The organism is Rahnella laticis, from assembly GCF_015644585.1.
GTDB lineage: Bacteria > Pseudomonadota > Gammaproteobacteria > Enterobacterales > Enterobacteriaceae > Rahnella > Rahnella laticis.
The window spans coordinates 269,896-293,878 of sequence record NZ_JADOBI010000001.1; the positions used below are offsets into that span (position 1 = coordinate 269,896).

At 50.9% G+C, this 23,983-nt stretch carries 19 protein-coding genes; 15 read left to right on the forward strand and 4 right to left on the reverse strand.

What is annotated here, in order from left to right; translation table 11 throughout:
- Positions 1-8 precede the first annotated feature (8 nt).
- From msbA to IV433_RS01070, 8 genes are all read left to right on the forward strand, one after another.
- Positions 9-1,757, forward strand: coding sequence for a lipid A ABC transporter ATP-binding protein/permease MsbA (gene msbA / locus IV433_RS01035; protein WP_195812794.1), 1,749 nt, complete (start codon positions 9-11; stop codon positions 1,755-1,757).
- Positions 1,754-2,743 carry a tetraacyldisaccharide 4'-kinase gene (gene lpxK / locus IV433_RS01040; RefSeq protein ID WP_195812793.1) on the forward strand — a complete coding sequence of 330 codons (990 nt, stop codon included), beginning with the start codon at positions 1,754-1,756 and terminating at the stop codon, positions 2,741-2,743. Before msbA ends, lpxK begins: the two co-directional genes overlap by 4 nt.
- A gap of 354 nt (positions 2,744-3,097) precedes the next feature.
- On the forward strand, positions 3,098-3,307 hold the full coding sequence (cspE, locus tag IV433_RS01045; RefSeq protein WP_104921457.1) for a transcription antiterminator/RNA stability regulator CspE: 210 nt from the start codon (positions 3,098-3,100) through the stop codon (positions 3,305-3,307).
- A 250-nt stretch (positions 3,308-3,557) separates the two neighbouring features.
- Positions 3,558-3,770 carry a cold-shock protein gene (locus IV433_RS01050; RefSeq protein WP_104921458.1) on the forward strand — a complete coding sequence of 71 codons (213 nt, stop codon included), beginning with the start codon at positions 3,558-3,560 and terminating at the stop codon, positions 3,768-3,770.
- A 95-nt stretch (positions 3,771-3,865) separates the two neighbouring features.
- A complete protein-coding gene (locus IV433_RS01055; RefSeq protein ID WP_195812792.1) occupies positions 3,866-5,089 on the forward strand; it encodes a winged helix-turn-helix domain-containing protein in 1,224 nt (407 codons plus the stop codon).
- A gap of 377 nt (positions 5,090-5,466) precedes the next feature.
- The gene (locus tag IV433_RS01060; protein WP_104921460.1) at positions 5,467-5,649 is read left to right on the forward strand and encodes a Trm112 family protein; all 183 of its coding nucleotides are present in this window, start codon (positions 5,467-5,469) and stop codon (positions 5,647-5,649) included.
- Entirely contained in the window at positions 5,646-6,404 is a 759-nt protein-coding gene (kdsB, locus tag IV433_RS01065; RefSeq protein WP_195812791.1) for a 3-deoxy-manno-octulosonate cytidylyltransferase, read from the forward strand. Before IV433_RS01060 ends, kdsB begins: the two co-directional genes overlap by 4 nt.
- A 182-nt stretch (positions 6,405-6,586) precedes the next feature.
- Complete coding sequence (locus IV433_RS01070) at positions 6,587-7,480, forward strand: YcbJ family phosphotransferase (protein WP_195812790.1); 894 nt, start codon at positions 6,587-6,589, stop codon at positions 7,478-7,480.
- On the opposite strand, the gene elyC is transcribed toward IV433_RS01070, so the two are convergent.
- Positions 7,473-8,261 (reverse strand): envelope biogenesis factor ElyC, encoded by a 789-nt coding sequence (elyC, locus tag IV433_RS01075; RefSeq protein WP_195812789.1) that lies wholly within the window; start codon positions 8,259-8,261, stop codon positions 7,473-7,475. The genes IV433_RS01070 and elyC overlap by 8 nt on opposite strands.
- A 156-nt stretch (positions 8,262-8,417) precedes the next feature.
- Between elyC and cmoM the strand changes: the two genes are divergently transcribed.
- The 7 genes from cmoM to IV433_RS01110 all read left to right on the forward strand — a co-directional run bounded on the left by cmoM (position 8,418) and on the right by IV433_RS01110 (position 19,365).
- Positions 8,418-9,203 carry a tRNA uridine 5-oxyacetic acid(34) methyltransferase CmoM gene (gene cmoM, locus IV433_RS01080; protein ID WP_152324156.1) on the forward strand — a complete coding sequence of 262 codons (786 nt, stop codon included), beginning with the start codon at positions 8,418-8,420 and terminating at the stop codon, positions 9,201-9,203.
- Positions 9,200-10,522, forward strand: a complete 1,323-nt coding sequence (mukF, locus tag IV433_RS01085; protein ID WP_152324155.1) for a chromosome partition protein MukF — start codon at positions 9,200-9,202, stop codon at positions 10,520-10,522. Before cmoM ends, mukF begins: the two co-directional genes overlap by 4 nt.
- Entirely contained in the window at positions 10,503-11,234 is a 732-nt protein-coding gene (gene mukE / locus IV433_RS01090) for a chromosome partition protein MukE (RefSeq protein WP_195812788.1), read from the forward strand. Before mukF ends, mukE begins: the two co-directional genes overlap by 20 nt.
- Positions 11,231-15,679, forward strand: a complete 4,449-nt coding sequence (gene mukB, locus IV433_RS01095; RefSeq protein ID WP_195812787.1) for a chromosome partition protein MukB — start codon at positions 11,231-11,233, stop codon at positions 15,677-15,679. Before mukE ends, mukB begins: the two co-directional genes overlap by 4 nt.
- A gap of 406 nt (positions 15,680-16,085) precedes the next feature.
- The gene (ldtD, locus tag IV433_RS01100) at positions 16,086-17,936 is read left to right on the forward strand and encodes a L,D-transpeptidase (protein ID WP_195812786.1); all 1,851 of its coding nucleotides are present in this window, start codon (positions 16,086-16,088) and stop codon (positions 17,934-17,936) included.
- 178 nt (positions 17,937-18,114) lie between these two features.
- Complete coding sequence (locus IV433_RS01105; protein ID WP_195812968.1) at positions 18,115-18,666, forward strand: YcbK family protein; 552 nt, start codon at positions 18,115-18,117, stop codon at positions 18,664-18,666.
- 51 nt (positions 18,667-18,717) lie between these two features.
- Entirely contained in the window at positions 18,718-19,365 is a 648-nt protein-coding gene (locus IV433_RS01110; protein ID WP_195812785.1) for an MBL fold metallo-hydrolase, read from the forward strand.
- 79 nt (positions 19,366-19,444) lie between these two features.
- On the opposite strand, the gene IV433_RS01115 is transcribed toward IV433_RS01110, so the two are convergent.
- The 3 genes from IV433_RS01115 to asnS form a co-directional block, all read right to left on the reverse strand.
- Complete coding sequence (locus IV433_RS01115) at positions 19,445-20,635, reverse strand: amino acid aminotransferase (RefSeq protein ID WP_195812784.1); 1,191 nt, start codon at positions 20,633-20,635, stop codon at positions 19,445-19,447.
- Between the two features lie 243 nt (positions 20,636-20,878).
- On the reverse strand, positions 20,879-22,030 hold the full coding sequence (gene ompC, locus IV433_RS01120; RefSeq protein ID WP_305079890.1) for a porin OmpC: 1,152 nt from the start codon (positions 22,028-22,030) through the stop codon (positions 20,879-20,881).
- A gap of 300 nt (positions 22,031-22,330) precedes the next feature.
- Positions 22,331-23,731, reverse strand: a complete 1,401-nt coding sequence (gene asnS / locus IV433_RS01125; RefSeq protein ID WP_195812783.1) for an asparagine--tRNA ligase — start codon at positions 23,729-23,731, stop codon at positions 22,331-22,333.
- Positions 23,732-23,983 lie beyond the last annotated feature (252 nt).

Below are 23,983 nucleotides of genomic sequence, written 5' to 3' on the forward strand. Positions count from 1 at the left end.
GATATTGCATGATGAACGATAAAGATCTCTCCACGTGGCAGACATTCCGTCGCCTATGGCCGATGATCACACCTTTTAAAGCCGGGCTGATTGCTGCGGCTATTGCGCTGGTAGCCAACGCCGCCAGTGATACCTTCATGCTGTCTTTGCTGAAACCGCTTTTAGATGACGGATTCGGAAAAGCAGACCGCTCAATTTTACTCTGGATGCCACTGGTCGTTATCGGTCTGATGATTGTTCGCGGCGTGAGCGGGTACATTTCGAGCTACTGCATTTCCTGGGTATCGGGCAAAGTGGTTATGCATATGCGCCGCCGCCTGTTTGGTCACATGATGAGAATGCCGGTCGCATTCTTTGACCAGCAATCCACTGGCACCTTGCTTTCCCGTATTACCTATGACTCTGAGCAGGTGGCTTCATCGTCTTCCAGCGCTCTGGTCACCGTGGTGCGCGAAGGGGCCTCAATCATTGGCCTGTTTATCATGATGTTTTACTACAGCTGGCAGCTTTCGGTGATCTTGCTGGTCATAGCTCCGATCGTTTCAGTTGTTATCCGCGTAGTGTCTAAACGTTTCCGTAACATCAGTAAATCGATGCAAAATACGATGGGACAAGTGACGACCAGCGCAGAGCAGATGCTGAAAGGGCACAAAGAAGTTCTGATCTTTGGTGGCCAGAAAGTTGAAACTGAGCGTTTTGATAAAGTCAGTAACCGTATGCGTCAGCAAGGTATGCGTATGGTTTCTGCTTCATCGATTTCTGACCCGATTATTCAGCTGATCGCCTCTCTGGCACTGGCTTTCGTGCTGTATGCGGCAAGCTTCCCGTCTGTGATGGAAACACTCAGCGCCGGTACTATAACCGTGGTCTTCTCCTCGATGATTGCGCTGATGCGCCCGCTGAAGTCCCTGACGAACGTCAACTCCCAGTTCCAGCGCGGTATGGCAGCTTGCCAGACGCTGTTCTCTATTCTGGATATGGAGCAGGAAAAAGACGAAGGTAAACTGGAAGTTAAGCGCGTTAAAGGCGAAGTTGAATTCAAGAATGTCACCTTCACATACCCTGGCCGCGATGTCCCTGCGCTGCGCGATATTTCTTTCGCTCTGCCAGAAGGTAAAACTGTTGCGCTGGTGGGGCGTTCCGGGTCCGGTAAATCGACGATTGCCAACCTGCTGACACGTTTCTATGACATCCAGGAAGGTAAAATCCTGATGGACGGTCATGACCTGCGTGAGTATACCCTGTCATCATTGCGCGATCAGGTTGCACTCGTATCGCAGAATGTTCATTTGTTTAACGACACGATTGCCAACAACATCGCGTATGCCCGCACTGATCTGTATTCCCGTGAAGAAATCGAGAAAGCCGCAACAATGGCTTATGCGATGGATTTCATCGGTAAGATGGATAAAGGTCTGGACACGGTGATTGGCGAGAATGGTGTCCTGCTTTCTGGTGGTCAGCGCCAGCGCATCGCGATTGCGCGTGCTTTGTTACGTGATTCGCCGATTCTGATCCTCGATGAAGCGACTTCTGCGCTGGATACCGAGTCAGAACGTGCAATTCAGGCTGCTCTGGATGAATTGCAGAAAAACCGTACCTCTCTGGTGATTGCACACCGTCTGTCGACCATCGAAAAAGCCGATGAGATTCTGGTGATTGAAGATGGTTGTATTGTGGAACGCGGCTCACACACCGCATTGCTGGAAGAACGCGGTGTTTATTCGCAGCTTTACCGGATGCAGTTTGGCCAATGATTGAGCGTATCTGGTCAGGTAAATCACCGCTCTATCTGTTGCTGTTGCCTTTGTCCTGGCTGTACGGGTTAATCTCGAATTTAATCCGTTACAGCTATAAATCAGGGCTTAAAAAAAGCTGGCGGGCGCCTGTGCCCGTCGTGGTAGTGGGTAACCTCACTGCCGGGGGCAATGGTAAAACGCCGGTGGTTATCTGGCTGGTCGAAACGCTACAGCAGCATGGTTTGCGCGTGGGCGTAGTTTCTCGCGGTTACGGCGGTAAGGCCGAAAGCTATCCGCTGGTATTAACAGCAGATACAAAGGCTGCTCAGGCGGGTGATGAGCCCGTATTGATCTTCCAGAGAACCGGAGCGCCCGTTGCGGTGTCCCCGGTTCGTTCTGATGCCGTTAAAGCATTGCTGGCCGCGCATGAGCTGGACGTCATTATCACGGATGATGGCCTTCAGCATTACGCGCTTCAGCGTGATGTTGAAATTGTGGTAGTTGATGGTGTAAGGCGCTTTGGCAACGGCCACTGGTTGCCTGCCGGACCGATGCGCGAACGTCAGGCGCGTCTGCGTTCTGTTGATGCGGTGATTACCAACGGTGGCACCGCGCTTGCCGGTGAGCTGTCTATGGTTTTACAGCCGGGCAAAGCTGTGAATCTGGTGACGGGTGAACAGCGCGATGCAGCGATGCTGAAGAATGTGGTGGCGATGGCCGGAATTGGTCATCCGCCGCGCTTTTTTGCGACACTCAAACAACTGGGTGTCGATCTGCAAAAGGAAATTGCTTTCGCCGATCATCAGGCGTACTCCCCTGAACAGATTTCCGCTTCGGTACAACTCGGTCAGCAGCTTCTGATGACGGAAAAAGATGCCGTAAAATGCCGCTCTTTTGCTCAGCCGGACTGGTGGTATTTGCCCGTCGAAGCAAAAATTCAGGGTTTACAGGCTGAGAAATTATTGCAAAAAATAGCTGATCTTATTTTGAAAACCCATCTTTAATCTGGCTGAATCTTCGAAATCCACTTCAAATATTCGAAATTTACGTAAATTTATAATTTTAATACGACTGATTTTAAAGACTTATTTGCGTAAATGTTATTTCCCCTTAAAATTATTGTGTACCGTGACTTGCTATTGTTTGCAGGTTATGAGTAAATGCTTGCAGCCTGTGTTACAGCGCTATTTATGTATGAGTGTAGAGTAAAGCAGTTCCTCCCAGACGTTATCTCTTTCCCGATGATTCCGCTTCCAAGACGAACCTTCTAAGTCCCTCCCATAAGTAATTGTCTGAACTATTGGCCAACATTGCCGAATGGCAGGATCTTATTGAGTTAAAGTTAAAAGGTTTTAAATATGTCTAAGAAAATGGGTCAGGTTAAGTGGTTCAATGAAAGCAAAGGTTTTGGTTTTATTGAGCAAGCTGATGGCGGCAAAGATGTCTTTGTACATTTCTCCGCAATCGCAACGGATGGTTTCAAAACTCTGGCTGAAGGCCAGCGTGTAGAATACACCATTCAGGACAGCCCGCGTGGTCCGGCTGCTGCTAACGTTATCGCTCTGTAATCAGAGAATAACGTGATGATATGAAACAACTTGAATTGTCTTTCATATCAGCAGAGTAAAACCCGCCCAACGGCGGGTTTTTAGTGCCCGAAAAGAAATTAGTTTTAAAGAAGTTCGCAGTAAAAATAATCGTTAAACAAATTCGCTCATTAGAGGTTTTTTATAAAAAAATAACTTAGATATGGGCAAACGCATCCGAACAATAATAAAAAAGTGTGTTCATGGATGCCCAAAAGAAAGGATAGAAATTATGATGTTAAAAATGGGTTTAGTTAAATGGTACAACCAGGCTAAAGGCTACGGTTTTATTTGCCCTCTGGATGGTTCTTCTGAGATTTATGTTCAGCGTACCTCCATTGCCAATACCGGTAATAAATCACTGAGTGCCGGTCAGCGCGTAGAGTTCACCACTTACCGCAGCGTAGCACATGGTCCTTCAGCGGCTGATGTTATCGCGTTCTAAGTCTGGTTTTTGTAATGCGCCGTTGAGCTGAATTTTACGCTCCGGTAAAAATATGTTATCGGTATCCACAGTTTATCGCTGCCACGGATACCGATATGTCTCACCCGGTTATATCTCTCAGTTCGGCCCGCATCCTGCATTTATCTGCACAAAATCTTCTTAAACCTTTGACCCGAAAACCGTCTGCCGGTGATGTTGTCGATTCCATTCAGAATATGGGATTGCTGCAAATCGATACGATCAGCGTGGTTGCCAGAAGCCCTTACCTCGTATTGTTCAGCCGCCTCGGAAATTATTCCCCACAATGGCTGGAAGATGCGTTATCTGAGGGGGAAATTTTTGAATACTGGGCGCACGAAGCCTGTTTTATCCCTCGCGAGGATTATGGGTTATTGCGGCACAAGATGCTGAACCCGCAGGGCATGGGATGGAAATTTTCTCAGGACTGGTTTGATGAACATCGCGCTGATATTCATGATCTGCTGAGTCATATTGCAGAAAAAGGTCCGGTGCGTTCTGCGGATTTCAGTGCGGAGAAAAAATCAAACAGCGGCTGGTGGGACTGGAAACCGCACAAAAAACATCTGGAAACGCTGTTTACTTCCGGAAAGCTGATGGTGTCCGAGCGGCGCAATTTTCACCGCGTGTACGATCTTGCAGAGCGCGTCATGCCCGGCTGGGATGATGCGACGCAGGCACTTAGCCAGGAAGCGGCGGAATATCAAATGATGTGTCGTTCGGCGCAGTATCTGGGCATATTCAAAGCGGAATGGCTGACAGATTATTATCGCCTTAAACGTGTTGATACCCGGAAAGTGATTAAAACACTCCTGGAAAATGGAGAAATCACGCCTGTTGAAGTCAGCGGGCTGGAGGGAAATTATTATGTCCACCAGCAACAATTTCCCCTGTTGCAAAAAGCGCGTGAGTCACGAATCAGCTCAACGGTGACGACACTGCTTTCACCGTTCGATCCGGTTGTGTGGGATCGCAAGCGCGTCTCGATTCTTTTTAATTTTGATTACCGGATTGAATGCTACACGCCGGAAGCAAAGCGTCAGTACGGGTATTTCACGTTACCGATCCTTCAGCGCGGCGAGTTAGTCGGGCGCATAGATGCCAAAATGCACCGCAAGGAAAAGGTTCTGGAGGTGAAAAGTCTGCACCTCGAGCCTGAAGTCAAGATGACATCCCGGCGTGCGCAGGACATTCACGGAGCAATTACGCGCTTTGCTTCATGGCAGGGAGCAGAAGACGTATTGTTTTCGAAAGGGCCAGAAGCGTTAACGATGTTATGGAATTCGGGCTGGCGGGTCTGATTTAGAAAGTAAAACGGCTGCATCAGGCAGCCGTTTATTCACGATGATTGCAGGTGTTACTCAGCATTAGTTGCTGAAGTTAGCGAACATTGCGATGATTTTGTTAATGGTTTTCATTTTGTGCTCATATCTGAAGTTTATAATGTGATGTGCATCACAAAAAAATTGTACTCCCACGGAATCTGCAACGCAATCCTTCATGAGTGATATTTTTCTATCACATTAATTTAACTTTCTGGGCCGTAACAGAAGGTGACGTGAGGATTAACGGAGAGGGGGCGTTATGCTATTCTCTGGAGCCGTTGTATTGTGTTTTCCAATGCATTTTTGCGTGACACCCTGCTGAAAAGCGGTGTATTCGCCTCCGGGAGGAATTAATGGACCATCGTTTACTTGAAATCGTTGCGTGCCCTGTGTGTAACGGGAAACTGTACTTCAATAAAGAAGCGCAGGAATTAGTGTGTAAAGCCGACAGTCTGGCTTATCCGGTTCGGGACGGCATCCCAGTATTATTAGAAAACGAAGCCCGCCCGCTTTCTGTTGATGAGACACATCCATGAGTTTTATTGCAATTATCCCGGCCCGTTTTGGGTCCAGCCGCCTGCCCGGTAAGCCTTTGGCCGACATTAACGGTAAACCGATGGTTGTGCACGTCATGGAACGTGCGCTGGAATCCGGTGCGAAACGCGTGATTGTAGCGACCGACCATCCGGAAGTTGTGGCCGCAGTGAAAGCCGCCGGTGGTGAAGTTTGCCTGACCAGCCCTGATCATCAGTCTGGTACCGAACGTCTGGCGGAAGTTATCCAAATTTGTCAGTTTGCAGATGATGAAATCATCGTTAATGTGCAGGGTGATGAGCCGCTGATCCCGCCGGTGATTGTCCGTCAGGTCGCTGAAAATCTGGCCAACAGCGTTGCGGGTATGGCAACGCTGGCGGTACCGATTGAATCTGCCGAAGAAGCCTTCAACCCGAATGCGGTAAAAGTGGTTCGCGATGCCAATGGTTACGCCATGTATTTCTCCCGCGCGGCCATACCGTGGGAACGTGAGCGTTTCGCTATTTCTAAAGACACGATTGGCGACGTCTTCCTGCGCCATATCGGTATTTATGCCTATCGTGCCGGTTTTATCCGTCAGTACGTTCAGTGGGAACCGAGCAAACTGGAGCACATTGAGTTGCTCGAACAACTCCGGGTGCTGTGGTATGGTGAAAAAATCCACGTTGATGTCGCGAAAGCCATTCCTTCAGTAGGGGTTGATACTCCGGAAGATCTGGAACGCGTACGTAAGATTCTGGGCCACTCGCATTCCTGAGCCACGGTTAGCGGACGGAATGCGCCATATTCCGTCCATTCTTATCTGACGTTCCTTCCAGTTTCCGAAATATCCTCTCTCTCCTGAAGCAATTATCCGGTTTTTGTTTGATCTGAAACGGGGTATTCATCTGTCGAAGCTTTCATCATAAACGTTAATCTTTTCGTCACTACGAATACGTTATGGAACAGCTAAAAGCCGAGTTAAGTATTGTTTTGGGCGAGCGGTTATCCCGCCTTGAATGCGTCAGTGAACAACCTTATGCCCATCTTTTCTCTCTTTATGATGAGCAGGGCTATGCAATGCCGCTGATGGCGAAAAGTTTTGTCTGCGAAGGCATCGCGGGGCAGGAAGCTTACAAACTCTCGATGCTGGCCAGAGAAGGCGTAGTGCGCGTGCCGACGGTTTACGGCATGGTCACGACGCATCAAAAACCCTATCAGGAAATTTTACTGATTGAACGTCTGCGCGGCGTCTCAGCAGAAGCACCCACCCGCACGCCGGAACGCTGGAAAATATTGCAGGAGCAAATTGTTGAAGCGATGCTGGCATGGCACCGTATTGACAGCCACGGTTGCGTCGGTTCAGTCGACAGCACCCAGGAAAACCGCTGGGAAAACTGGTATCCGCAACGGGTTGAAGTGCTGTGGTCAACCTTATCAAATTTACAGGCTCCGGAACTCACGCCGGAAGATCGCACGGTGCTTTTCCGTTCCCGATCCAGTATTCCGACCTTGTTCCGGGAATTCGATGACACGCCGGTTCTGGTTCACGGCAATCTTTCCCTGCGCAGTATGCTGAAAGACCCGCGCAGCGATCAGCTTCTGGCGATGATTAATCCGGGCACCGTATTATGGGCGCCGCGTGAATTTGATTTATTCCGTCTTTGGGAAAAGGGCATGAGCGAGCAACTGCTGTTCAGCTATTTGCAAAAAGCACCCGTCTCAGACACCTTCCTTGAGCGTCGTTGGTTCTATTTATTGTGGGAATCCGTCGCGCACCTTATCCATACCGGTAAGCTCGATCGCCGCCAGTTTGACTATGCGCGACAGCAACTGTTGCCGTGGCTTAACTGACGGGCTTTGTTTCGGATGACGGCAACGTCATCCATTGCCAGATACGCCCCAGCGTTTCGTACCACGCCCGTTCACTGTGAGATAAAAAAAGTGCCTGCGGAAGGGCTCTTTCCCACGGGTTTAGCGGGGAATCAATTGCCAGCTGATTGGCCGGAGCCGGGATTGGGTTCAGTCCTGCCTGCCTGAAGAAAACCAGTGCGCGGGGCAGATGATTGGCGGAAGTTACCAACACGAAAGGCTGATCCCCGGCCAGAATTTTGACCTGCTGAGCTTCCTGATGCGTATCCCGTGGCTTATCGAGCAAAATGATATCGCTCCCCGGCACACCTAAACTCTCGGCGACTTTCCCCGCAACCGCCGCACTGCTCACCGGATTCGTCATGGCCTGCGCGCCGGTAAACACGATTTTTGATCCCGGATTTGCACGATAAATTCGGATACCTTCTGCGACGCGGGGCAGGCTGTTGCTGATCAAGTTGGAGCTGGGTGCCCAGTCCGGGTTATAGGTATAGCCGCCACCGAGAACGACAACGTATTTTACCGGCGGATGCGCCTGAGGCTGATAGGTCGGATAGCCAGATTCCACCGGGCGAAGTAAATTGTCAGCCATCGGCTGGAGGCTCAGCAGGAGCAACAGCAGCCAACTCAGTGAAAAAAACACTTTTCCGGTTTTTTGCCAGCGGGTCATCCACAACAACACCAGCGCGATCGCCATCATCAGCAGGATAAAAGGCAGTGGCAATAACAGGCCGCCAACAGTTTTTTTTAGGATAAATAGCATCAGAAACCGGTCCTTTTGGGTGAAAAAACGACATCCGGGCGTGAATCAGTGTCAGGATGATTTATTCTATGCCAGCCTGTGCCAAAATAGCACCTCACGCGGCGATACCGCACAGAGATAACCCGGCAAAACGTTTTCAGGAACAAGGTTCAATTCATGCAGGATCGTAATTTTGACGATATGGCCGAAAAGTTTTCGCGCAATATCTACGGCACAACGAAAGGACGTATCCGTCAGGCCGTGCTGGGTCAGGATCTGCAGGAGTTGATGAAAACTTTGCCGCAGCGGCCGTTGCGTATTCTTGATGCGGGCGGCGGTGAAGGGCAAATGGCCTGCGAACTGGCCGCTTTAGGACATCAGGTCTTGTTGTGCGATCTCTCCGGTGAGATGATCCGTCGCGCGCAGGCTGCGGCGATTGAAAAAGGTGTGAGCGACAACATGCAATTTGTACATTGTCCCGCTCAGCACATCGCAGAACATTTGGAAGCGCCGGTTGATCTGATATTGTTTCACGCGGTCATTGAATGGCTCGCGGAACCCCAACAGGCACTGGCCGCACTGACCGATTGTCTGGTGCCGGGTGGCGCAATCTCGCTGATGTTTTACAATATCCACGGTCTGGTCATGCGCCACATGATCCTGGGAAATTTCGGTCATGTTGAAGCCGGCGTGCCAAAAATCAAAAAAAGCTCCCTGTTGCCCGATCATCCGCTGGAACCTGCGCAGGTCTATCAGTGGCTGGAAGAGCTTGGGATGCAGATAAGCGGCAAAACCGGTGTTAGAGTATTCCACGATTATTTGCGAAACAGACAACAACATAAGCAGGATTTTGACGAGCTTCTGGCGCTGGAACAGCGTTATTGCCGCCAGGAACCTTTTGTTAGTTTGGGACGTTACATCCATGTGATGGCGCACAAACCCATTCTGAAGGACGAATTATGAGTGAATTTTCCCAGACTGTACCCGAACTGGTCGCCTGGGCACGGAAAAATGATTTCTCAATTTCGCTGCCAACGGAGCGGCTGGCTTTTCTTCTGGCAATTGCCACGTTAAACAGCGAGCGCCTTGATGGGGAAATGAGTGAAGGTGAGCTGGTCGACGCGTTTCGTCACGTCAGTAAAGGTTTCGAGCAGACAAACGAAACGGTCACCGTGCGTGCCAATAACGCCATCAATGATATGGTGCGTCAGCGTCTGCTCAACCGTTTTGTCAGCGAACTGGCGGATGGCAATGCCATTTATCGCCTGACGCCGCTGGCCATCGGTATTTCAGATTATTATATCCGTCAGCGCGAATTTTCTACCCTGCGATTGTCTATGCAATTGTCGATTGTTGCACAGGAGCTTAAACGTGCGGCCGATGCCGCCGAAGAGGGTGGCGATGATTTCCACTGGCATCGCAACGTTTATGCACCGCTGAAATATTCCGTCGCTGAAATTTTTGACAGCATCGACATGACCCAGCGGATTATGGATGAGCAGCAACAGGGCGTGAAAGATGATATCGCCGGGCTGCTCAACAAAGACTGGCGTGCGGCCATTTCCAGCTGTGAAATCCTCCTGTCAGAAACCTCGGGCACGCTGCGTGAATTGCAGGATACGCTGGAAGCCGCGGGCGACCTGTTGCAGGCGCACCTGTTGCGTATTCAGGATGCCACGATGGTGGAAATGGATCTAAGCTTCGTCGACAAACTGGTCTTCGATTTACAGAACAAACTCGACCGCATCACCAGCTGGGGCCAGCAGGCGATTGACCTGTGGATTGGCTACGACCGCCACGTGCATAAATTTATCCGTACGGCTATCGACATGGATAAAAACCGCGTATTTGCGCAACGTCTGCGCCAGTCGGTTCAAAACTATTTTGACCAGCCCTGGACGCTGACGTTTGCCAATGCGGATCGCTTGCTGGATATGCGTGATGAAGAACTGGCTTTACGCAGCGAGGAAGTCACCGGCGAATTACCGCCGGATCTGGAATTTGAAGAATTTAACGAAATCCGCGAACAGCTTGCGGCATTGATTGAACAGGCATTACAGGTCTATCAACAACAGAAAACGCCGCTCAATCTGGGCATGGTAATGCGCGAATATCTCAAACAGTATCCGCGTGCCCGACACTTTGATGTCGCGCGAATTGTGGTCGACCAGGCAGTTCGCCTTGGTGTGGCTGAAGCAGATTTTTCAGGGTTGCATGCCGAATGGCAGGCAATCAATGATTACGGAGCCAAGGTGCAGGCCCATGTCATCGACAAATATTGAACACATAATGCCAGCTAAGCTGGCGCAGGCACTGGCAAATTCAGTGTTTCCTGCTCTCGACAGCCAGCTGCGTTCTGGCCGCCATATCGGCATCGATGAACTCGATAACCACGCTTTCCTGATGGATTATCAGGAAGAAATGGAGTTGTTTTACAGTCGCTACAGCGTAGAGCTAATCCGGGCACCTGAAGGTTTCTTCTATTTGCGCCCGCGCTCGACGACGCTGATCCCCCGTTCGGTGCTTTCCGAGCTGGACATGATGGTCGGGAAAATTCTCTGCTATCTGTATCTCAGCCCGGAACGCCTTGCGCACGAAGGGATTTTTACCCAGCAGGAACTGTATGACGAGCTGCTGAGTCTGGCCGATGAAAACAAGCTGTTGAAATATGTCAATCAGCGCTCAACCGGATCGGATTTAGACCGCCAGAAATTACAGGATAAAGTCCGTACTTCTTTGAACCGTCTGCGCCGTCTGGGCATGGTGTATTTCATGGGTGTCGACAGCAGCAAATTCCGTATCACCGAAGCGGTATTTCGTTTTGGCGCGGATGTTCGCAGCGGCGATGATGCCCGTGAAGCACAGCTACGGATGATCCGCGACGGCGAAGCGATGCCCGTCGACAGTGCGTTGTCTCTGAACGACGAAAGCGAAGAGGGCGAATTGCAGGCAGGGCATCAGGGACCTGATAGCGCAGAGGATGAACAGGAATGATTGAACGCGGTAAATTTCGCTCACTGACGCTGGTTAACTGGAACGGGTTCTTTGCCCGGACTTTTGACCTCGATTCACTGGTCACCACGCTTTCCGGCGGTAACGGTGCGGGTAAATCCACCACCATGGCCGCGTTTGTTACGGCGCTGATCCCCGATCTGACACTGCTGCACTTCCGTAATACCACGGAAGCCGGCGCAACCTCAGGTTCCCGCGATAAAGGTCTGCACGGCAAATTGCGTGCGGGCGTGTGTTACTCGGTGCTGGATGTCGTTAACTCGCGCCACCAGCGCATTGTGGTTGGCGTACGTTTGCAACAGGTTGCAGGCCGTGACCGCAAAGTTGACATTAAACCGTTCACTATTCAGGGCTTGCCGGTTGCGGTGAATCCGACGGAAATGCTGACGGAAACGGTGGGAGAGCGCCAGGCTCGCGTGCTGTCTTTGCAGGAGCTGAAAGATCGCGTCGAAGCCATGGAAGGTGTCCAGTTTAAGCAGTTCAACTCGATCACCGATTATCATGCGCTGATGTTCGATCTGGGTGTCATCCCGCGTCGTTTACGTTCGGCATCTGACCGCAGCAAGTTCTATCGTCTGATTGAAGCCTCGCTGTACGGCGGGATTTCCAGCGCCATCACACGTTCCCTGCGCGACTACCTGTTGCCGGAAAACAGCGGTGTGCGTAAGGCTTTCCAGGATATGGAAGCCGCGCTGCGTGAAAACCGCATGACGCTGGAAGCTATTCGCGTAACGCAATCCGACCGTGACCTGTTCAAGCATCTGATTTCTGAAGCGACATCTTACGTGGCGGCTGACTATATGCGCCACGCCAATGAACGTCGTATTCACCTCGATGGCGCGCTGGTATTGCGTAACGATTTGCTTACCAGCCGGAAACAGTTGTCCGGTGAGCAATACCGTCATGTCGAAATGGCGCGTGAACTGGCCGAGCAGAGCGGTTCGCAAAGTGATCTGGAAACCGATTATCAGGCCGCCAGCGATCATCTCAGTCTGGTGCAGACCGCGATGCGTCAGCAGGAAAAAATCGAGCGTTATGAAGGTGATCTCGAAGAGCTGACGTACCGTCTGGAAGAACAGAATGAAGTCGTGGCGGAAGCCAGCGAACTGCATGCTGAACATGAAGCGCGAGCCGAGGCCGCCGAGCTTGAAGTCGATGAGCTGAAAAGCCAGCTTGCCGATTACCAGCAGGCGCTGGACGTTCAGCAAACCCGTGCGATTCAATACCAGCAGGCGTTGCAGGCCATTGAACGTGCGCGCGACCTGTGCCAGATCCCGGATCTGAGCACCCAAAACAGCGAAGAGTGGCTGGAAACATTCCAGAGCAAAGAGCAGGAAGCCACAGAAATCCTGCTCCAGCTGGAACAAAAAATGAGCGTGGCATCAGCGGCGCACAATCAGTTTGAAACTGCGTATCAGCTGGTGGTGAAAATCGCCGGTGAAGTCAGCCGCAGTCAGGCCTGGCAAACTGCGCGTGAATTATTACGTGACTGGTCTTCTCAGCAGCATCAGGCAGAGCGCGTCGAACCGCTGCGGATGCGTTTGTCCGAGCTTGAAAATCGTCTTCGTGAGCAGCAGGACGCTGAGCGTCAGTTGCAGGAATTCTGCAAACGCACCGGCCAGGATGTGCAGCCGGAAGATCTGGACGAAATGCAGCGCGAGCTGGAAGTGCAGATTGAAGAGTTGCAGGGTGTGGTTTCACAGGCTGGTGAACGCCGCATGGAAATGCGTCAGGAGCTCGAGCAGGTTCAGTCGCGTATCCGTGAACTGACTGCCCGTGCGCCGGTCTGGCTGGCCGCTCAGGAAGCACTGAGCCAGCTGAGTGAGCAAAGTAAGGAACCGCTGGAAAACAGCCAGCAGGTGACTGAATACATGCAGCAGTTGCTGGAAACCGAACGCGAAACGACGGTTGAACGCGATGAAGTCGCTGCACGTAAGCGGCGCATCGAAGGCCAGATAACCCGTCTGAGCCAGCCAAGCGGTGCGGAAGATTCCCGCATGATTGCGCTGGCCGAACGTTTCGGTGGCGTACTGCTCTCCGAGATTTATGACGACGTCACAATCGACGACGCGCCGTATTTCTCCGCGTTGTATGGCCCGTCACGTCACGCGATCGTCGTGCCTGGTCTGTCGTTGATCCGCGATCAGCTCGACGGGCTGGACGATTGTCCGGAAGACCTCTATCTGATCGAAGGGGATCCGCAGTCATTTGACGATAACGTCTTTGAAGTGGAAGAAATGCAGGGCGCGGTGCTGGTCAAAACCGGCGACCGCCAGTGGCGTTATTCCCACTTCCCGCAGGTGCCGCTGTTTGGTCGTGCCGCGCGTGAAAATCGCCTCGAAACCCTGCATAAAGAGCGTGAAACGTTATCCGAGCGTTACGCGACACTGTCGTTTGACGTCCAGAAAATCCAGCGCGCGCATCAGGCGTTCAGCCGTTTCATCGGCAGCCATCTGGCCGTTGCTTTTGATGCCGATCCTGAAGCAGAAATCCGCACACTGAGCGGGCGTCGTGGTGAGCTCGAGCGTGCCCTGAATGCGCACGAAAGCCAGAATCAGCAGCAACGTCAGCAATACGAACAGGCTAAAGAAGCCGTCGCGATGCTGAACAAATTGCAGCCGCGTGTTGGTTTGTTATGCGATGAAACGCTGATCGACCGTGTGGAAGAAATCCGTGAAGAAATGGATGAAGCGCAGGATTCTGCCCGTTTCATCCAGCAGCATGGCATTTCTCTGGGCAAACTCGAACCGCTGGTCTCGGTGTTACAAAGTGACCCGGAACAGCACGAGCAGCTGAAAGAAGATTATGCGCAGGCTCAGCATGCACAGCGTCTGGCGAAACAGCAGGCGTTTGCCCTGACCGAAGTCGTTCAGCGTCGCGCTCACTTCGGCTACACCGATTCTGCCGGTATGCTCAATGAAAACAGTGACCTGAATGACAAACTGCGTCAACGCCTCGAGCATGCGGAAGCTGAACGTACCCGCGCCCGTGAGCAGATGCGTCAGCATCAGACCCAGCTGACGCAATACAGTCAGGTTCTGGCATCCCTGAAAAGTTCGTTTGATGCCAAACGCGACATGCTCAAAGAGCTGAGCCAGGAATTGCAGGATATTGGCGTTCAGGCCGATCCGAACGCCGAAGCGCGCGCCAAAACGCGCCGCGATGAATTGCATACCGCCCTCAGTACGAACCGTGCGCGCTGCAACCAGCTCGAAAAACAGATTACTTTCTGTGAAGCCGAGATGGACAATTTGCAGAAGAAATTGCGTAAGCTCGAACGCGATTACCATCAGAGCCGTGAGCAGGTGGTGACGTCGAAAGCTGGCTGGTGCGCCGTGATGCGTCTGGTGAAAGATAATGGCGTTGAGCGCCGTCTTCACCGCCGCGAGCTGGCCTATATGGATGGCGACGAACTGCGTTCTATGTCGGATAAATCGCTCGGGGCGCTGCGTCTGGCGGTGTCTGACAACGAACATCTGCGCGATGTGCTGCGTCTTTCTGAAGATCCAAAACGTCCTGAGCGCAAAATTCAGTTCTACATTGCGGTCTATCAGCATCTGCGCGAGCGTATCCGTCAGGATATTATCCGCACTGACGATCCGGTGGAAGCCATCGAGCAGATGGAAATCGAGCTGGGACGCCTGACTGAAGAGCTGACAGCGCGTGAACAACAGCTGGCCATCAGTTCGAAGAGTGTGGCGAATATTATTCGCAAGACGATTCAGCGTGAGCAAAACCGTATCCGTCAGCTCAACCAGGGTCTGCAGGCCGTGGCGTTTGGTCAGGTCAAAAGTGTGCGTCTGAACGTCAATGTGCGTGAAGCCCACGCCGGTTTACTGGATGTACTTTCTGAACAACAGGAACAGCATCAGGACTTGTTCAGCAGCAACCGTCTGACCTTCTCCGAAGCGCTGGCAAAACTGTATCAGCGCCTGAATCCGCAGATCGATATGGGGCAACGTACGCCGCAAACGATCGGTGAAGAACTGCTGGATTACCGTAACTACCTCGAAATGGAGGTGGAAGTTAACCGTGGTTCTGATGGCTGGCTGCGTGCAGAAAGTGGCGCGTTGTCTACCGGTGAAGCGATCGGTACAGGTATGTCGATTCTGGTGATGGTGGTTCAGAGCTGGGAAGACGAATCGAGCCGCATGCGTGGTAAAGATATTTCGCCTTGTCGTCTTCTGTTCCTCGACGAAGCGGCCCGTCTGGATGCCAAATCTATCGCTACGCTGTTTGAGCTTTGCGACCGGTTGGAAATGCAGCTTATTATCGCGGCGCCAGAAAATATCAGCCCGGAAAAAGGCACGACTTACAAACTGGTGCGTAAAGTGTTCGGCAATAACGAACATGTGCATGTAGTGGGTTTACGTGGGTTTGCTCCGGAGCTTCCTGCACTGGCAACGACAGAAGCCGACGTTTCCTGATCCGTTTCTGAAGTCCTGACGCCCTGGTATTTGACCGGGGCGTTTTTTATTGTTTTCGGCTCCTTATTTTCTTCATACTTCTTTCCTTAAATATTGATTTACCCTCAGAATATTACTTATTCATTTCTCTGATACTTTCTTAAGAATATGTCTTAGACATAAATAACAATTAAGACATTTTCAAATACCTGGCTGAATAGTGAGCTAATGCTTTGCCGCAGAATGGAAAGTACACAATGAAGTCTTTATTTCGGGTGACGGCTGGCTTAGAGTCTTTACGTGAGATACGGACTCTATTGCATTGAGTTCCTACGCAAAAAAAGAATTCTCTTTATATACTTAATCCAAGAGCTGCTGGCTTAATTTTGGGGATCAAATTGGGCAATTTATCGGGAGGCAAGGGAAAATGTTAATGAATCAAAGGTCTCTCAGGTTTTTAGTCGCCAGCTGTCTGCTGGCAAGCGGTCTGTCGCCATGGTTTTCTGCCTGGGCCGTAGTACCCACTATGCCGGTAGGAAAAACCACGCTATCCAGCGTTCAGAGCATGAGTCAGTTGCAGGCAGAACTGGCGCCGCGCGGCATTCGTCCGCTGTATCTATCATCTTTGTCCTCACTTTACGCTGCCAACCATATGGAGCCGATGTGGAATGACAGGGGATCCATCCAGATTTTCCAGCAGCAATTAGCTGAGCTGGCGATTTCAGGCATTCAGCCGCAGTTTACGCAATGGGTTAAATGGCTGACGGATCCTGAGGTCAAGGGAATGGCGCGCGATGTTGTATTGTCCGATGCAATGCTGGGGTATTTGCAATTTACCAGCAGCGTCGAAGCCAATGGTGACAAATGGCTTTACAGCAACGTGCCCTACAAAATGACTACGCCGCCGCTGACGGTGATTAACCAGTGGCAACTGGCTGTACGTCAGGGCGACACGGCGCGGTATCTGTCAACGCTGACGCCGCAACATCCTTATTACGCCAAAATGCACGATGCCCTGAAGCTGATGTTGGCAGACAATCGTCCGTGGCCGGTGATGAACGGCGCGGCAAGTTTGCGTCCCGACCAAATCAGCGACGATGTGCCTGCGCTGCGTGAAATCCTGACCCGAACGGGCATGATGGTGGCGTCCCCGGAAGAGGCTAAATCGCCGAAACCGACCGATGAAACTATTGCGCCTAACGTACCGGGAAGTGCGGCGAATGACGATTTGTCTGTCGATGAGGCCGCAGACAAAGCGCAACCAGCGACACCAGCGGTCAGTCCTTCTGCGACTTCGGTCCAGGATGTGTTGCCGACGGTTCAGGCCGGTGATACACCTGCTCCGGCCGCGCCGGTTGTTGTGTCGAATAATCAGTACACGCCGGATCTGGTTGAAGCCGTTAAGCGCTTTCAGAAATGGCAGGGGCTGGAGGCGGATGGCATTATTGGCGGACGTACGCGTCAGTGGCTGAATGCATCTCCGCAATTGCGTGCCACATTGCTGGCGCTAAACATTCAACGTTTACGTATTCTTCCGGGCAATGTGAATACGGGCATTATGGTGAATATTCCCAACTACCAGCTCACGTATTATCTCAACGGTAGTGAAGTTTTATCCTCGCGGGTCATTGTCGGGCGTCCGAGCCGCAAAACACCGTTAATGAGCAGTGCGCTGAATAACGTTGTGGTCAATCCGCCGTGGAACGTGCCGACGACCTTAGTGCGTGAAGATATTGTGCCTAAGGCCATGAATAACCCATCGTACTTCCAGCAGCACGGTTACCAGGTGTTATCCGGCTGGAGTAATGATGCGGAAGTGATTGATCCGGCGATGATTGACTGGGCGATGGTTTCGCCAGGTCATTTCCCGTACCGTATCCGTCAGGCGCCGGGCGCGAGCAATTCCCTTGGCCGGTATAAATTCAATATGCCGAGCTCAGATGCTATTTATCTGCATGATACGCCTAACCACAACCTGTTCAGCAAAGACATTCGTGCGCTGAGTTCAGGGTGCGTACGCGTAAACAAAGCGTCGGAACTGGCCAATATGTTGTTACAGGATGCGGGCTGGAACGATACCCGAATTTCTTCAGCGCTTCAGGGCGGTAATACGACGTATGTAGCGATCCGTCATCACATACCGGTAAAACTGTTCTATCTGACGGCCTGGGTGGCTGATGATGGTAAGCCGCAATTCCGTACAGATATTTACAATTACGATGCGACTGTGCGATCAGGTGCACAAATTTTGCCTCAGGCTGAAATATTGCTCCAATAAATGCAGTAAAACTAATCTGATAAGGGTCTGAATACTTGGCCCGACAACGAGCGTGAGCCACTGGCACGCTCGTTTTGCTTTGCAGGGTCCCTTGACTCGCAGAAATTTGGCGGTTAAGGTTCAAAACGGTTCCGAATGGGGCTTATTTTTGACTCTCTTACCGGATAGTAAACTGTTCATGAATGAAATCGACAAACATCGACGTAAATGGCTGGCATTAGGCAGTGCCGCTATGGGGGTTGCATTGCTTCCGGGTCGTGCATTCGCCACTCTTTCCACACCTCGTCCGCGTATTTTAGTGGTTAACAATCTGAATACCGGCGAAACCCTCAAAACTGAGTTTTTTGATGGAAAGCGTTATAACAAGGATGAGTTGGCCCGGTTAAATCATCTGTTCAGGGACTATCGTGCGGAAAAAGTAAAAAGCATCGATCCCGCGCTTTTCGATCACCTCTATCGTTTGCAGGTTATGCTCGGCGGAACGAATAAACCGGTTCAGTTAATTTCCGGCTACCGTTCTCTGGCGACCAATAACAGTATGCGTGAACCGGGGAGCGGCGTAGCAAAACACAGTTACCACACGCTCGGGCAGGCCATGGATTTCCATATTCAGGGCATCGAACTGAGCAATATCCGCAAAGCAGCATTAAAAATGCGGATGGGTGGTGTAGGATATTATCCACGAAGTAACTTTGTGCACATTGATACCGGGCCAGCACGAACCTGGTAGTCTGCGTAATTAATGGCCTGCCCAAACGGACAGGCCATTTTGTGGAGCCCTATGAAATTCCATCTTATTACTGTCACGGCGTTCAGCCAGAATTGCTCACTGATTTGGTGTACAAAAACGAATCAGGCCGCGCTTGTCGATCCGGGCGGAGAAGCAGCAAAAATTATCCGCGAAGTTTCCGACAAAGGTGTGCGGGTTACGCAAGTTTTGCTGACACACGGCCATCTTGATCACGTCGGCGCCGCAGCTGAACTGGCTGCCCATTATCAGGTGCCGATCATCGGGCCACAAAAGGAAGATCAGTTCCTGCTCGATGCGTTGCCAACGCAAAGCCAGATGTTCGGCCTTGAACATTGTGACCCGCTGACGCCAGACACCTGGCTGGAAGAAGGGGATACCGTGAGTGTGGGCGGGGAAATACTCTCTGTGCTGCATTGCCCGGGACATACGCCGGGACACATTGTTTTTATCAATGATAAAGCGCGTCTGGCGGTTTCCGGTGATGTGATTTTTAAAGGCGGAGTAGGGCGCAGTGATTTCCCGCGCGGGGATCATCAGGCGCTGATTCACTCTATCAAAACAAAATTATTGCCGTTGGGTGATGATATCGTCTTTATTCCGGGTCACGGACCTATGTCTGATTTTGGCTATGAACGTAAAACCAACCCCTTCCTGCAGGATGAAATGCCGGTCTGGTAAACGTTTTTTGGCTAACAGAATACAAAAAGCCCGTCAGTTTCTGGACGGGCTTTTTAATGGAATTCAGAACGTCGAATTCTTACAGCACGGCGACAATGGCTTCACACAACGGCGCCATATTTTCGAGCGTAATACCGGCCACGTTGATACGGCCAGAGTTCACCGCGTAAACGCCGAATTCATCACGAAGACGCAGCACCTGATCTTTGGTCAGGCCGCTGAATGAGAACATCCCGTTCTGATTGATGATGAAGCTGAAATCCTGCTGCGCGCCTTTTTCCTGCAACGTGCTCACAAACAGCTGACGCATGCGGTGAATACGCTGACGCATATCGCTCAGCTCCTGCTCCCACAGCGTGCGGAGGGCTTCGTTACCCAGAATAGTGGCAACAACGGCTGCGCCGTGTGCGGGCGGGTTGGAGTAGTTTGCACGGATAACGGATTTCACCTGGCTGAATGCGCGGTCAGCGGTTTCAGCATCAGCCGTCACCAGCGTACAGGCACCCACGCGCTCATTGTATAACCCGAAGTTTTTCGAGTAAGAACTCGCGACCAGCAATTCTTTGTGATTCGCTACAAACAGACGCAGCCCGGCGGCGTCTTCTTCCAGACCTTTAGCAAAGCCCTGATAAGCGAAATCAAACAGCGGCAACCAGCCTTTGGAGACAGACAATTCTGCCAGCTGAGCCCACTGTTCTGCCGTCGGATCAATGCCCGTCGGGTTGTGGCAGCAGCCATGGAATAACACCACGTCACCAGCTTGTGCTTCGCTCAGGCTTTTCAGCATGCCGTCAAAGTCGAGACTGTGATTGGCGGCGTCGTAATAATTGTATTCTGCCACTTCCAGACCGGAAGCGGAGAAAACGCCTTTATGGTTTGGCCAGCTTGGATTACTGACCCACACGCGTCTGGCGCTGGTCTGAGTGGCGATAAAATCGGCAGCAATACGCAATGCGCCGGTACCGCCCGGGGTTTGTGCGGTGCGGGCACGTTTGTCGGCAATCACAGCGCTGTTTTTGCCAAACAGCAATTCCTGCGTGCAGCGTGCGAAATCAGGTAACCCGTCGATGCTCAGATAGGTTTTTGTCGTTTCATTTTCCAACAAGAATTGTTCGGCTTTCTTCACACTGGCGAGAACCGGCGTTTTACCGGTTTCATCTTTATAAACACCAATCCCCAGATTGATTTTATTTGAGCGGTCGTCCGCGCGGAAAAGATCGGAAAGACCCAGAATCGGGTCGGCAGGTGCTGCAGTGATTTTTTCAAACATGTTGGAAATTTCCATAGCCTGATATTACGAAAGAGGGCATCAGGGTAACGCCGGAGCCTCTTTTTGCCAACCGTTTGCGGGAAAAAGAAAGCAGAGTTGTGAGAAAGCGTACGAGATTAAAATAATTTATGAGATAGGGTGGCAAAGCCCTTTTCAGGCAAATGCTAAAAAAGCAAAAGACAGAGCCGAAGCCCTGCCTTGATATCCACTTTGATGCGCCCGAAAGCGCATCGTTAAGCGATATTAGAACTGGTATTGCAGACCAACACCAACAACGTTGTCAGTGCTCACACCAGCTGCTTTGGTGTAATCAGTGTCATCCAACAGGTTGATTTTATAGTCAACATAGGTAGACATGTTTTTGTTGAAGTAGTAGTAGGTACCCACTTCAATATATTTGACCAGGTCAGCATCGCCGCCAGCATAGGTAGCGCCATTGCCAGACAGACCAGTCAGGTCCTTACCTTTAGATTGCAAGTATGCGATAGATGGACGCAGGCCGAAGTCGAACTGGTATTGCGCAACAACTTCGAAGTTTTGAGTTTTGTTCGCGATGAGTGAAGAATCACCAGCATAAGCTGTGGTGTTCAGAGATTCACCGTAGAACGCTGCCAGGTAAAGGTTGTTCGCATCGTATTTAGTACCGAATGCGTATGCAGAGGCTTTATCACCATTACCATCAAGTTTCTGAGTATTAGTACGGTTTGAAGAGAAGTACGCGCCAGTAATGCTCACGCCGGAGTTGCCGATTGCGTAAGCGGCAGAAGTACCCCAGCCGTCACCGTTCTGATTGATTGCAGAACTACGTGGAACAGAGGTAATGCCATTAACGGTTGTTTCAGCGTTACGATCGTTCTCGTTTTTACCCTGATACTGAACAGCAAAGCTCAGGCCATCAACCAGGCCGAAGAAGTTGCTGTTACGGTAAGTAGCCAGACCATTTGCACGACCAACCATGAAGTTGTCGTTATTCTGGTACATGGTATCATCGCCGAACACTGGCAGTTGGTCAGTGTAGGACATTACGTCGTAAATTACGCCGTAGTTACGACCATAGTCGAAAGAACCTGCATCACCGAATTTCAGACCTGCAAAGCCCAGACGAGTTTTGTTACCTTTGTCGCCATCGCTTTCAGCATGGTTAGCCTGAACGTTGTATTCCCACTGGCCGTACCCGGTCAGTTGGTCAGTAATTTGAGTTTCGCCTTTGAAGCCGAAACGAACATAAGTTTGGTCACCGTCACTGCCGGTGTCATCAGAGAACTGGTGGCGTGCATCAACTTTACCGTACAGGTCCAGTTTGTTGCCGTCTTTGTTATAGATTTCTGCTGCATTAGCTGCACCAGCAACTAACAGAGCTGGGATTACCACTGCAAGAATGTTGCGCTTCATCATTATTATTACCCTCATTGGTTTTATTCGGACACCTGCCACTGCCGTGAATAATTCTTTACGGAACTATTCATGAAAGTTTGGTGTCTCCTGTGTCTGAACGCACTATTCCATCCGAGGTTCGCTTAATCCATAGCGAAAATGCTACTAAATTACTAAATATGTTTCAGTGAGAAAAATTGTATTTCAAAATGTGAATTTTACGGAACTTTGTGACGGGGATCTATCTTTAAAAATCACAAAGGCCAGCTAAGCTGGCCTTTGAATTGTGGCAATTTTGTAAAATAAAAATACGTTACTTAATTAGAAGGTTGCATTACGTGGTGTGCGCGGGAACGGGATCACATCACGTACGTTTTGGACGCCGGTCACATAAGCAACTAAACGCTCAAAACCTAACCCGAAGCCAGAGTGTGGCACGGTGCCGTAACGACGAAGATCGCGATACCACCAATAATCTTCTTGTTTAAGTCCCATCTCAGCCATACGCGCGTCCAATACATCCAGACGTTCCTCACGCTGAGAACCCCCGATAATCTCACCAATGCCCGGTGCCAGAACATCCATCGCGGCAACCGTCTTGCCGTCGTCGTTCAGGCGCATATAGAAAGATTTGATATCTTTAGGATAATTTTTCACAACGACCGGCGCTTTAAAATGCTGCTCAGCAAGATAGCGTTCGTGTTCTGATGAAAGATCCACACCCCATGAAACCGGGTTTTCGAATTTCTGGCCGCAATTCATTAGGATTTCTACTGCATCGGTGTAATCCACCTGCGCGAAATCGGAGGTTACAAAACGCTCCAGGCGCGCAACAGCATCTTTGTCTACGCGTTCTGCAAAAAAGGCCATATCGTCTGAACGTTCGTTAAGAACGGCCTGGAAAACATACTTCAGCATGTTTTCAGCCAGTGACGCGATATCGTCCAGCGTTGCAAAAGCGATTTCAGGTTCAACCATCCAGAACTCAGCGAGGTGGCGGCTGGTGTTGGAGTTTTCTGCACGGAATGTCGGGCCGAAGGTGTAAACCTTGGACAGTGCGCAGGCATAGGCTTCGCCGTTAAGCTGGCCGGAAACCGTCAGGAAAGATTCTTTACCGAAGAAGTCTTCGCTGAAATCCACTTCGCCTTTGTCGGTACGCGGCAGGTTTTGCAGATCCAGCGTGGAAACGCGGAACATCTCGCCTGCGCCTTCAGTATCAGAAGCAGTGATCAGCGGGGTTGATACCCAGAAGTAGCCGTTTTCGTGATAGAAACGGTGAATCGCCTGAGACAGGGTGTTACGCACGCGGGCAACTGCACCAATCAGGTTTGTGCGCGGACGCAGGTGAGCTACTTCGCGTAAATATTCGATGCTGTGGCGTTTTGCCGCCATCGGATAAGTATCAGGGTCATCCACCCAGCCCACGACTTTAACAGCCGTTGCCTGCAGCTCGAAACTCTGGCCTTCGCCAGGAGAAGCCACAACGGTACCCGTCACTTCAACTGAGCAACCGGTCGTCAGGCGCAGAACGTCTTCCTGATAATTGGGCAGAGAATTATTGACGACGGCCTGTAATGGATTAAAGCAGGAGCCGTCATAAACGGCGACGAATGAGATACCAGCTTTAGAATCTCTCCGGGTACGTACCCAACCGCGTACGGTGACTTCACTGTCAACCGCAGCACGGCCTTGCAGTACGTCGACTACAGGCACAACGCTCATAGATTTCTCTCTTTCTTTATATACAGATGTTGGCTAAGAAATAATGGACACCCTGTAAAAAGGGATTTTGCTATGTTACTTAGCCTTTCTCAGGACACAAGCAGAAATCGTCATCGTCTGCCAAGAATTCTCAGGCAGAAGGAAGGATTGGCTGAAATTATTAAGCGAATGAATGAAAGCCGAGCGAATTAAATCGTATCTATATAAAGGAAGAGAATGCGAGGCATTATTACGAGGGAAAAATACATCACT